Raw genomic sequence first — 12,256 nt, 5'->3', positions numbered from 1 at the left:
AGTGTTTTCAGGTCGAAATCAACATGGCCGCAGACTTCGTCGAAGGCTTCGGCGAATGCGGGAAAGGCCTCGTACAGTTCCCGGCCCATACCGACCCGTTGAGCACCCTGCCCGGTGAACAGAAACGCGATACCCGGAGTTGAGCCGGGCGCAGATCCCGTGACTACCCCGGCAGCTGAGCGTCCCTCGCTGACCGCACGCAGACCCGCGACAGCCTCGCCCACCGACCCGGCGACCACACCAGCCCGATACTCAAAGGCCGTACGCCCAGCAGCTGTCACCGCCACATCCCGAAGAATCGGCGTCGTCTCAGTCTGCTCGAGCCAGTCCGCCCAACGCCCCGCGTTCGCCGCCAACGCCCCGGCCGTGTGTCCCGACACCGGAACCACAACCGGCACATCCGACTGCTCCGACTGCTCCGACTGCTCCGACTGCCCGGACTGCTCCGGCTCGGCGGACGTGCCGGTCACCGACGCCCAGTTCACCTCGAAGCCGTCACACCACAGGCGGCCGATCAGGTCCTCCAGGGCCTGACGCGAGGGCTGGTCGCGGCGGCAGGTGGCGAGGGCCTCGCCGCTCGGGCCGTGCTCGGCGAGGGTTGCCAGGGTGCGTCGGAAGGAGTGCTGGGCGATCGGGTGGGGGCCGAGCTCCACGATGCGCACCTCGCCGTGCTGGCGGACGAGTTCGTGGACGGACTCGGTGAGCAGCATGGGTTCGTGCATGTTGCTCGCCCAGTACGCGGCGTCGAGGGCGGTGCCATCGGTGTGGGCGCCGGTGACGGTGGAGAGGAACGGCACGTCGGTGGTGCGGGTGGGGAGGTCGCCCAAGCGTGCGATGAGTTCGGGCGCGAGGTCGCGCAGTCCGGCGCTGTGGGAGGCGTAGTCGATTCCGACGCGGTGCACGGGGATGCCGTCGTCGGCGAGGGCGCGCTCGATCTGTGCGACGGCTTCGAGGGGGCCGGAGAGGCACACCTGGTCGGGGGCGAGGTGGCCGCCGATGCTCAGGGAGGTCCCGGCGATGCGGTCCTGTGCCTGCTCGACGGTGAGGTCGCAGACGACGACGGTGCCGCGGCCGCAGGCGCGCTCGGCGATGAGCGCGGACCAGGTGGTGATCAGGCGGGCACCTTCGTCCAGGGTCAGCGCGCCGGCGACGACGGCGGCCGCGACCTCTCCGACGCTCTGGCCGAAGACCACGTCGGGCCGCTGTCCCCAGGCGGCCAGGGTGCGGGCGAGGGCGACTTGGACGGCGAAGAGGACGGGCTGGACGACATCGGTGCGCTCCAGACGGGAGCGGCCGTCCTCGGCAAGGAGCTCCCGGGCGACCGACCAGCCCGTATACGGACGGAGGGCGTCGTCGCACGCGGTCAGGGCGGTACGGAAGGCGGGTTCGGACAGCAGGTCCCGGCCCATCCCGAGCCACTGTGCGCCATGGCCGGAGAAGAAGAAGGCCAGCGCGGGACGCTCACCGGCCGGGCTCGGCCCGGCGACGACATCGACCGTGCCGGAACCGGTCAGGCCCGCCACGGCACGGTGGCCGCCGACACGGGCCGGAGCCACCTCTGGGGAGGTGGACGCGGCGAGCGCGGTGAGTGCGGCGTCCAGTTCCCGCTCGCTCTCCGCGGCCACGGGCACCAGTCGACGGCGCCGGTAGGGGGCCTCCTCCAGAGCGAGGTGGGCGTTGGTACCGCCGAATCCGAACCCGCTGACCCCGGCGTAGCGGCGGCGGGCCGCGGGCCAGGGCTGCTGTGTGCCGACGACCCGCAGCTTGTGGCCCTCGAAGTCGATGTGCGGATTGGGCTCCTCGAAGTGGAGGCTGGCGGGCAGCTGCCCGTGGTGCAGGGCCAGCACGGTCTTCATCAAGCCGACGACCCCGGCCGCGGGCTCCAGGTGACCGAAGTTGGTCTTGGCCGATCCGATCCGCAGCACCTCCTCGCGCCCCGGGGCGAAGACCGTACCCAGGGCCTCGGCCTCGATGGGGTCGCCCAGCAGGGTGCCGGTGCCGTGCGCCTCGACGTACGAGACCTCGTGGGGGGCGATACGGGCGTCCTGCCAGGCCGTGCGCACCACGTCGACCTGGGCCTGGAGGCTGGGCGCGGTCAGGCCGTTGGAGGCGCCGTCGTTGTTGACCGCGCTGCCGCGGATGACGGCATAGATACGGTCGCCGGCGGCCAGCGCATCGCTCAGGCGGCGCAGCACCACCACGCCGCAGCCCTCACCGCGCACGTAGCCGCCCGCCCCGGCGTCGAAGGCGCGGCACTGACCGCTGGGGTTCATGCCGCCGAACTTGGTCATGGCGACCGTGGTGTGCGGGTGCAGCATGACGTTGACACCGCCGGCCAGCGCGAGGTCGCACTCCCCGTCGCGCAGACTCCGCATCGCCAGGTGGGTGGCGGTCAGCGAGGAACTGCAGGCGGTGGCCACCGACAGCGCGGGGCCCTGCAGCCCCAGGGTGTAGGCGATCCGGGCCGCGATGATCGAGTTGTCCCAGCCGACGGCGGAGTGCGTCCCGATCTGCCGGGGGTCGGCGCCGGTGGCCAGGTGGTACTCCTGCGCCATCGTGCCCACGAAGACTCCGGTTCGGGTCCCGCTGAGACCATCCGGACGCATCCGCGCATCCTCGACGGCGGCCCAGGCCACCTCGAGGGCCATCCGCTGCTGCGGATCCATCTGCCGTGCCTCGGTGGGCGAAATCCGGAACAGCTCGGCGTCGAACGCGCCGATGTCGTCGAGGAAACCGCCCCAGCGGGTCGTCATCTTGCCGGTGGCGTTCAGGTCCTCGTCCAGCCAGTCGGCGATGTTCCACCGGTCCGCGGGCACCTCGCGTACCGCGTCAAGCCCGTCGGCGAGCGCCCGCCACAGCGCCTCAGGCGTTTCGACGCCACCGGGCAGCTTGCAGCCCAGGCCTACGACGGCAATGGGCTCGGCGGTCGCGCCGCGCTCACGGGCGGCCGCGGGCGCGGGGGCGGGCCCGCCGGTGTCGCCGGTGAGGTGGGCGGCAAGGGCGGCGATGGTGGGGTACTGCCAGGCGACCCAGCTGGGCACGGGGCGGTCGAGGTGGTGGGCGAGCCTGGTGACGAGAGTCATGGTGAGCGCGGAGTCCATACCGAGCTCGCGCAGCGGCCGTTCGGCGGGCACCGACTGTGGTGTGGTGCCGAGCAGGTCCGCGACCGTTGTCCGGATGAACCCAGCCAGGCCGGTGGCAGTCGTGGAGGAGTCGCGGTCGCCGTTCGCCATGGCCGTGCTCATGTATTCACCCTCGCCCTTCGTGGACCGGATCCGTGCGGGGTACACCCCGTTCCGTGCACGGACGCACATGCGTCCACCTTGGTCGTACTGGCTCGGGGCCTGCTTGAGTGGCCGTCCACATGGTGCGAGGGCCGCTCCGCGGGTGCGGAGCGGCCCTCGCACGGAGTCAGGTGCTGTCGGTGCTACTTGGCTGCGGCCGGTTCCGGGGTGAGCGGGCCGTCGCCGCCGTAGTTCTTCCGGTCGCCGGGCGACAGGGCGCGGCGGTCGGCGATCTGTCCGTACACGGTGGCTGCCTCGGTGGGTGTGCGTTCCATCGTGGAGCGGTCGACGCGGTAGAGGCCGAAGCGCGGCGTGTATCCGCCCAGCCACTCGAAGTTGTCCATCAGGCTCCAGTGGTAGTAGCCGCGGACGTCCACGCCCTCGGCCCGTACGCGCTCGATCTGTTCGAGGGCCCGGACGAGGTGTTCGGCGCGCCGCTTGCCCGACTCGGTGGCCAGGCCGGACTCGGTGACCACGAGCGGCAGGCCGTCGTAGCGGTCGCTGATCTCGTTGAGGACCGTGTAGAGGCCCTGCGGGTTGGTCTCGTAGCCCATGGTGGGTACGTAGTACGTCTTGTCGAGCAGCGGCAGGCTCGGTGCCTTGAGGCACACCTCGACGTTGAGGACGGGGTACGGGGTTCCGGCGGGGTCGGAGCCGGGGGAGGAGACGCCGGTCCTGGAGTAGCTCTGGACGCCCAGCCAGTCGACCTTGCCCTTCCAGTCCGGGTGTCGCTCGTCCATGGTGCCGTCGAGATCCTTGTCGAACCGGCCCTGCCACAGGGAGTCGACGACGCTGTAGTCGATGAACTGGCGGTAGCGGTCGCGGGCGGCGATGTCCTTCGGGTCGTCGCTGAGCTTGCCGTCGTGCACCGGGACGTACTCCTGCGCACCGGTGGTGAGGCCGACGCTCGCCGCCTCACCGTCCTTGGTGCTGTCGACCCGGTCGGCCTTCTTGAGGGCGTCGTACATGGCGACGTGCGCCTTGATGTACGTGCGCTGCGCGGCGGCGAAGCGCTTCACGTCACCGTCAAGGAGGCTGGACTTGCCGGGCGGTCCGGCGCCGAAGGAGTGCGAGAGGGTCATGTAGACCATGGGCTCGTTGACGGTGACCCACTCGTCGACGCGGTCGCCGAACGTCTTGCCGAGCAGCGCGGCGAACTCCGCCATCTCCTTGACGACGAGGTCGCCGCCCTGGGGGTGGTCGAGGCCGCAGAGGTTGGTGTCGCTCGGCCCGTTCTTGCAGGCGTTGTCCGCCGGGTCGTCGATCCAGACCGGGTTGGTGAAGTGGTGAATGGTGATCATGGGGCGGATGCCCTTGGCCGCAAGAGCGTCGAGCTGCTTGCTGTAGTGGTCGAGCGCGGCCTTGTCGATGACATTCCGCTTGGGCTCGATCCGGGCCCATTCCACGCTGAATCGATAGGAGTCGACATTGAGGTTCTCGACGAGCTCAACGTCGTCGAGTGCCTTGGTATAGCCCTTGACGCCCTCGCCGACGAAGGGGCTCTTGCCCATGCCGTCGGGCTTCGGCTGGGTCCACTTGTACCAGTCGGTATCGGTGTTCTTGTCCTCGATCTGGGTTGCGGAGCTGGCGACTCCGAACCGGAAACTGCCCTTGCCCTTGTCGCCGGCGAGGGGCCCCATGGGCGTAAAGGCGTTCTTCGTCGCCTCGTTCTTCTTCTGGCCCTTCGGCTGCGAGTTCGCCGCCTCGGGCCGCTGTGGCTCCTCGGCGTTCACTTCCATGGCCAGCGCTGTCGTCATCGCAACGGCGACGGCGAGCGCTGGCAACGCTATTCGCTTCACTTCTTCTCCTCGGTCAAGTGCGCGCCGCGGCAGCGCATCGGCGCTGCCGCGGCGTCGGACGGAGCCACAGAAAGGGAGCTGACCGACCCGTCAGCGCGAGGCCAGGAACTCCTCGATCGCGTCGGCGGCGATGACCGGCCCGTCGAGCTTGTTCATCGAGCTCTGCATGGCCGCTACACGGTCCTTGACGGCCTGGTCCGCGTGGACCTGCGCGGCGGTCTCGCGCAGGCTCTCCACGCTGGTGTCCGCGCTGGCCAGGAGTCGGCCCAGACCCAGCTCGTCGACCCGCAGGCCATTGGCGCGCTGCTCGTTCATCTGCGGGATGACGACCATGGGCACGCCGTAGTAGAGCGACTCCATGGTGCTGTTCATGCCGCCGTGGGTGATGAACAGGGAGGCGTGCTGCAGCACGTCGAGCTGCGGCACGTGCCGGGACACCTGGAAGTGGGCGGGCAGGTCGCCGAGTTCGGCCGGGTCGACGTGATCGCCGACCGCCATGACGACGTCCCACGGCCCGTCCCGGAACGCGTCCACGGCCATGGTGAAGAACTCGGGCCAGCCGGTGGCGGCGGTGCCCAGGGAGATCAGCAGGACGGGCCGGTCGCCCGTGGGCTGCCAGCTGCCCTGGAACGCGGAGCGGTCGCCGAGGCAGGGCCCGGCGAAGACGAAGCGCTCGTCGAACGTCTCGCCGTCGTAGTGGAATTCGCGCGGCAGGAAGATGATGCCGAGGTCCTCGATCTTGGTGAGGAAGTCCATGGCGGAGGTCCCCGGCAGGCCGACGCTCGGCAGGTGCGCCTCAAGCTGGGTGAGCATGTCCATCACGAGCGGGTCGGTCATCTCGGCGACCGGGAACTTCTCGTGGATGGCGAAGTGCTCGTTGGCGCCGTACGAGGGGAACAGCCGGATTCCCGGCACGTCGTGCTTCGCGGCGAAGAACCGCGCGCCCCAGGCCATGAAGTCGTAGACGACGACATCGGGCCGGTCCTTGACGTAGAAGTCCTCGACGGATTCGGCGAGGGTGAGCGCTTCGCGCAGGGAGCGCATCCCTTCGCCCTTCATGGCGTCCGCGGTGTACGGGCTGGTGTAGTAGTCGCCGAAGACCGACGTGTAGCGGACCGGCTCGCCGCCCGAGGCCTCGATGGCCGGGGCGAAGTGGTCGGTGCTGGTGCAGGTGACCCGGTGGCCACGGCGTACAAGTTCCTGGACCACGCCCAGATTCGGATTGATGTGGCCGAAGGCCGGGAAATTGAAGAATGCGATGTGCTTACTCATGTCACCTTTTTCTGCGGGGGGTTCGGGATTTACGGAATCCGGTCGGGCGGAGGTTTATCGGTCGCTACGGTCCTTCCGGGCTTCGGCGAGTTTCACCTTGCCTTCGGCGAAGGTCGGAAGGTGCAGGGTGTCCGTGGCAACCCAATGGGTCGATTCCCACGCGTACATCACCTTCATGGTCTTGCGCATGGCCACCATGTGCTCGTCCGACCGCACGAACGCGCGCATCGATTCCTCGTCCCGCCACAGGGACAAGCCCTTGGCGCTGTTCCAGCAGCGCTCGGAGTAAGCGAAGGTGGCCGCCAGCATCCCGTAGTGCTTCCAGCCCTCTTGTACGAGAACCTGAATCATGTCAGCGGTGGTCTCTTCGGCGTCCGGTTTCGGCCACCCGCTGGACGCTGATATGAGATAACGGCCGGGCAGGGGGCCGCTGAGCGACCCGGTGTCCGGGTCGATGGCGGGCCCCATCCACGGAACGACGACCTGCAGGTCCGTTTCGTCGCAGTCGGCGAATTCCTCAAGTGTCGTGGGCACCCGCAGCAATTTTCCGTCGGCACAGTTCCGCTGGCCGGTTTCTGTTACGGACACTTCGCTCTCCTTCCCGGGTCTTTCGCTCAGGCGGCGGTCCGCTTGCGCCGCACGGAGAGCTCCGCGTACTCGGCGACGACCATGCGCAGCACGCTCAGCCGGGACTCACCGTTGAGTTCCAGGCCGGGCAGCAGCGGCAGCAGTGCGCTGAACATGGCGCGCAGCTCGATACGGGCCAGGGCGGCGCCGATGCAGCGGTGTTCGCCGAACCCGCCGAAGGCCAGGTGCTTGTTGGGCGACCGGGTGATGTCGAAGCGGTAGGGCTCGTCGAAGATGTCCTCGTCGCGGTTGGCCGACGGGTGCACCATGGCCACGGTCTCGCCCTTGCGGATGAGCTGCCCGCGCAGTTCGATGTCCTGCTTGGCGACGCGGGCGAAGACGAGGCCGACCGAGGTCCAGCGCAGGATCTCCTCCACGGCGCTCTCGACCAGGGAGGGGTCGTCGATCAGCTTCTGCAGCTGGTCGGGGTGTTCCAGGAGCGCCTTCACGCCGCCGACGATCGCATTGCGGCTGGTGCCGTTGCCCGCGTGCACGAGGTTGGTGAAGTGGTACGAGATGTCGTGGAATTCGAGCCTCTCGCCATTGACCCGGGCGTTCGCCAGACGGCTGAGTACGTCCTTGCCCTCACCGCCGCCGCCCTCGGCCATGCGGGTGCGGACGAGCTGGGCCATGTAGTCGTCCAGTTCCATGATCAGGCGCATGAAGGCGGCCTGCGGGTCCTCGCCGCCAAGGGACTTGAAGCCGGAGCTGAAGGCGCTGGCGATCTGGTGGTGCAGATGGAAGAGGTACTCCCAGTCCGTCTCCGGCACGCCGAGGAGGTCGAAGAGGGCGGCCAGGGGGAGCTTGGCGGACAGTTCGTGCGCCACGTCCGCGTGCCCGCGCTCGTCGAGCAGCTGAGTGAACTCGGCGACGTGCTCGGTGGCGAGCACCTTGAGCCGCTTCTCCATTTCCGCCAGGCCCTTGGCGGTGAAGGACGGGTAGATGGCCTTGCGCACCTCCAGGTGGTCCGGCGGGTCCATGAACGGGAGCCCGTAGTAGTAGTCGACCGGGTGGCCGTACTGCTCGGCGCGGCGGACTCGTTCGACCTCGAATGGCTCGATTTCGTCCGGGGTTTCGATCTGGACCCGCTGGCCGACGGTGAACAGGTGCGGGTTCGCGGCGACCCAGGCGAGGTCCTCGTACTTGGTCAGGGCCCAGAACGGCTCGTAGTTGGGCCGCTGGTACCAGTAGACGGGGGCCTCGGCACGCAGCTGGTCCCACTCCTTCCAGGGGTAGCCACGCTGGAGGATCAGCTCTTCGCTGGTGATGTCGAGGGAGTCGAGGGTGGGCATGGTCGGTTGCCTTCTTCCGTTCGCAGCGGGTCTGCTCAGCTGGGGGTGTTCTCGGCGAGGAAGCCGACGATCCGCGCGACGGTGTCCGCACGGCGCTCAGGGGTGTCGAATCCGGGGTCGAGGAGCGTTACCTCCGGGACCTCCGCGCCGAGGCGCTTGGCCACGCCCTCGGGGTGGTGCACGTCGCTGCCGGGCAGGACGAGCATCGGGGCGGGGAACCGCGGCATCCACTGCTCGGGAACGGTGAAGTACGCCGAGCCGTCGGGCCAGACGCCGTCACGGAACCGGATCAGCCGCGTCACATAGCTTTCGCGCGTGAACTGTCGGAACTCCTCGCGGAACGCCGGGTCGTTGGCCAGACGCTGGGAGAAGGGCCCGGCGGCCGGGTTGAGGGCGAAGCGCGGCTCCCGCATGGCCGCGTCGATCACCGCGGCGAGTCCCATCGTCTCGGGATCGTCGAGGGAAGCGGCGCGGACATGGCGCATCGCGTCGTCGAACTTGCCGAAGAACGAGCCGAGAGTGTTGGTGGAGTCCCGGCCGACCGGTTCCTGGCAGACCACGGACGCCACCCGCTCGGGAGCCTCGTGGGTCAGCCGCCAGGCGTGGGCGCAGCCGATCCCGGCGCCGATCACGTGGGCCTTGCCGACGCCGAGTGCGTCGAGCACCGCCAGCTGGTCCGCGGTGGTCTGCTCGTACGAGAAGGGGGTGGTCGGCGCCGGGCTGCGGCCCGCGTGACGCTGGTCCATCGCGATGACCCGGTAGCGGCCGGACAGCTCGGCCACGGGGTGGTAGAAGTTCGCGTCCCAGGACTCGATCTGGCTGCTCACCCCGCCGGCCGCGAGGAGCAGGACGGGGAATCCGTCGCCGTGGACGGTGTAGTGGATCCGGGCACCGTCGGGGCGCTCGATCTCGGGCATGGCTTCCTCCAGGAAGGCGTCGGCAGGATGGGCGGGCCTCATACGGCCCGGGACGGAATGGCGGAGACCAGCTCGGCGGCCATGGCCTCGGCGTTCTCGATGGGGGCGGCGTGCGTCCCTTCGATGTCACGCCGTGTGAAGGCCCCGAGGGTCAGCTCGCGCCAGGCCTCCATCGACTCCTGTGGCACGACCGGGTCCTCGGTACCGGCAACGGCAAGCACAGGGATCTTCAGGGCGTCCCGCTGGACGTCGGCCAGCGCGGAGCGGTGGTTCTCGCCGAGTTCGACGTCGACGATGAGCCGTCGGACGTACTCGGCGAGCAGGTCCTCGTTGTCGAGGATCTGCTGGGGCAGCAGCCCCTGGTAGACCTCGGCGAGCTGCGCGGTGGAGGTGCCGTCCCAGGCGGCGGTGGCCTCTCCGATCCGCTGGATGAGTTCGGGTGTGTCGGCGTACGGGGTGCGGGCGCAGGCGACGACGAGGGAGAGCGGCGGGGCGGTGTCGCGCTCGCCGAGCCGGTGGGCGACTTCCCAGGCCAGCCAGGAGCCCTGGCTGTGGCCGTAGAGGACCACCGGCACGTCGCCGCTCTCGGCCAGCGCGCCGGTGATCTCCTCGGCGACGGCCATCATGTCGGTCATGGGCGGCTCGTCGGTGCGGGCCTCGCGGCCCGGCAGCTGGACGCCCAGGAGTTCGACGCCCTCGGGAAGGCTGCGGATCAGCGGGACGTAGCCGCCGGTGGTGCCGCCCATGCCGGGCACGCACACGATGCGGGCGTGCGGACGCTCGGCCGGTTTGAGCACCCGCAGCCACGGGTTGGCGTCGGTGCCGTGCTGCTCCGGCTCGTCGGAGGGCGTATCCAGGAGGTCTTCGAGGAGGCGCCGGGCGATGGCGTGGCAGGTGCCGTACTTGACGAGGACGTCCGTGGTGAGAGGCAGGCCGGTCGCGCGGGCGAGGGTGCCGCGCACGGTGACGGCCATCAGCGAGTCGAAGCCGAGCTGCTGGAGGGGCTGTCCGGCCGGGATGCCGGTGGGCGGAAGGCCGAGGACGTGGGCCATTTCGGTGCGGACGAGTTCGGTCATCGTGTGCTGCCGGTTGTCCGGGCTCATCCGGGACAGCTCGTCGCGCAGCCGTGCCCCGGCGAGCGGGTCGTGCGGCACGGTGTGGGCGGCGAGCGCCGCGCGGACGTCGTCGATGTCCTGGATGAGGGGCCGGGGCCGGGCCGCACTGTAGGCGGGGGCGAAGCGGCTCCAGTCGATGTCGGCGACGCCGAGGGTCGTCAGGTTCGAGCCGAGGGCGAGGCCGACCGCCGTCAGGGCGTGGGCCGGGTCCATGGAGTGCAGGCCGCGGGCCTGGACGTGCTCTTCGGCGTCGGCGGTGAGCATGCCGTCCCCGGCCCAGCCGCCCCAGTGCAGGACGGTGGCGGTCAGGCCGCGCGTGCGGCGGTGCCGTGCGAGGGCGTCGAGACCGGTGTTGGCGGCGGCGTAGAGGGCCTGGTGGGCGCCGCCCCACAGGCTCGCGCCGCTGCCGTACAGCAGGAAGGCGTCCAGAGGCTGGTCGGCGAGCAGTTCGTGGAGATTCCAGCCGCCGCGCACCTTGGCGGCCAGCTCCCCGGCGATCTGCTCGGGGGCGATGGCGCCAAGCGCGGTACCGCGGGACATGCCGGCGAGGTGGGCCACCACCCGCAGCGGCGCGTCGGGTGTGGCGCAGCGGGCGAGGAGTTCCTCGGTCTGGTGGCGGTCGGCGATGTCGCACGTGGCCAGGGTGACGGTGACGCCCTTGGCGGCGAGTTCGTCGCGCAGGGCGGCCGCTTCGGGGGCGGTGCCCGCGCTGCGGGAGGCCAGGACGAGGTGGGTGGTGCCCCGGTCGGCGAGCCAGCGGGCCAGGTGCAGGCCGAGCGCGCCGGTGCCGCCGGTGATCAGGGCGGTCCCGGAGGTCGTCCAGGCGGTGTCGGGCGTCTGCGGGGCGGTCCGCAGCATGCGGCGGACGAAGCGTCCTTCGGGGCGCAGCGCGACCTGGTCCTCGTGATCGTCCGCCCGCAGGGTACGGACGAGCTCGAGGGCCCAGCCGTCGTGCGGCTGCGGCGGCAGGTCGACGACACCACCGGCCAGGGCGGGCTGTTCCAGGGACACGACCCGGCCCAGGCCGTTGACGAGGGACTGCAGAGGGTGGGGCAGGGGTTCGGCGCCGTCGACGCTCACCGCGCCGCGGGTCAGCATCCAGACGGGCAGGGCGAGTTCGCAGTCGCCGATGGCCTGGACGAGCGCGAGGGTGCGGCGGAAGCCGACGGGCACGCCGTCGGCGTCGGGAGCGGTGTCGATGCCGCCGAGGGTCACGATGCCCTGGAGCCCGGCGGGCAGGGCGCGCAGCGAGCGGGTCAGGGCGGCGCGGTCCTGAGCGGCGTCGACGAGGTGGACGACGGCGCCCGCCAGGCGCAGTTCGCGTTCGAGTTCGGCGGCGAGGCCGGCCTGGTCGTCGGCGACGGCCAGGGCCCAGGCGCCGTCCAGGGCCACGGTCCGGGGCCCGGGCAGGGCAGCGGGCTGCCACACGTCGTCGTACAGCCAGGGAGCGACCTTGCTGTGGGCCTGTTGCTTGTCCTGCCAGGTGGAGAGCAGGGGCAGCAGCTCCTCGATGCTGGTGCGCAGCCGCTCGGGGGCGGCAAGGAGGTCGGCGATCCGGTCGGCGGCTCCGTCGGTGACGGCCTTCCAGAAGGCGTCGTCCGGCTGGGACTTGGAGCCGGAGCCATGGCTGGGCGGGTCGATCCAGTAGCGGCGGCGTTGGAAGGCGTAGGTCGGCAGCGGGGCGACGGGTGCCGCGCCCAGGACGCGGTTCCAGTCGACGCGTACGCCGCTGACGTGGAGGAGCGCGATCATGCGCAGGAATTGCTCGGGGTTGCCGTGTTCGCGTTGCAGGGTGGGGACTACGACGGTTTGGTCGTGGCCTTGTTGGAGGGCGCCGTCGGTGAGGGGCATGAGTAGGACGGGGTGTGGGCTGATTTCGATGAAGACGTTGAGGCCGTTTGTGAGGAGTTGTTGTTGGGTGAGGTCGAGGCGTACGGGTTCGCGTAGGTT

General features: G+C 70.2%; 7 protein-coding genes. All 7 read right to left on the bottom strand.

Annotated features, from left to right (window positions below; all coding sequences use genetic code 11):
- Positions 1 to 3,245: beta-ketoacyl synthase N-terminal-like domain-containing protein (locus ACWD10_RS37975; RefSeq protein ID WP_451098339.1), on the bottom strand; the 3,245-nt coding region annotated here is incomplete at its 3' end.
- A 182-nt stretch (positions 3,246 to 3,427) separates the two neighbouring features.
- The gene (locus tag ACWD10_RS37970; protein ID WP_451098338.1) at positions 3,428 to 5,083 is read right to left on the bottom strand and encodes a glycoside hydrolase family 1 protein; all 1,656 of its coding nucleotides are present in this window, start codon (positions 5,081 to 5,083) and stop codon (positions 3,428 to 3,430) included.
- Between the two features lie 90 nt (positions 5,084 to 5,173).
- Positions 5,174 to 6,355 carry a macrolide family glycosyltransferase gene (locus tag ACWD10_RS37965; RefSeq protein ID WP_451098336.1) on the bottom strand — a complete coding sequence of 394 codons (1,182 nt, stop codon included), beginning with the start codon at positions 6,353 to 6,355 and terminating at the stop codon, positions 5,174 to 5,176.
- Between the two features lie 54 nt (positions 6,356 to 6,409).
- On the bottom strand, positions 6,410 to 6,943 hold the full coding sequence (locus ACWD10_RS37960; RefSeq protein WP_451098335.1) for a hypothetical protein: 534 nt from the start codon (positions 6,941 to 6,943) through the stop codon (positions 6,410 to 6,412).
- A 26-nt stretch (positions 6,944 to 6,969) separates the two neighbouring features.
- On the bottom strand, positions 6,970 to 8,274 hold the full coding sequence (locus tag ACWD10_RS37955; protein WP_451098334.1) for a cytochrome P450: 1,305 nt from the start codon (positions 8,272 to 8,274) through the stop codon (positions 6,970 to 6,972).
- 35 nt (positions 8,275 to 8,309) lie between these two features.
- Positions 8,310 to 9,191 (bottom strand): alpha/beta hydrolase, encoded by an 882-nt coding sequence (locus ACWD10_RS37950; RefSeq protein ID WP_451098332.1) that lies wholly within the window; start codon positions 9,189 to 9,191, stop codon positions 8,310 to 8,312.
- A 38-nt stretch (positions 9,192 to 9,229) separates the two neighbouring features.
- The coding region (locus ACWD10_RS37945; RefSeq protein ID WP_451098330.1) for an alpha/beta fold hydrolase at positions 9,230 to 12,256 on the bottom strand (3,027 nt) is incomplete at its 5' end.

It is taken from the genome of Streptomyces sp. NPDC002851 (genome assembly GCF_053591935.1).
This window is presented reverse-complemented; position numbering and strand designations above follow the sequence as displayed.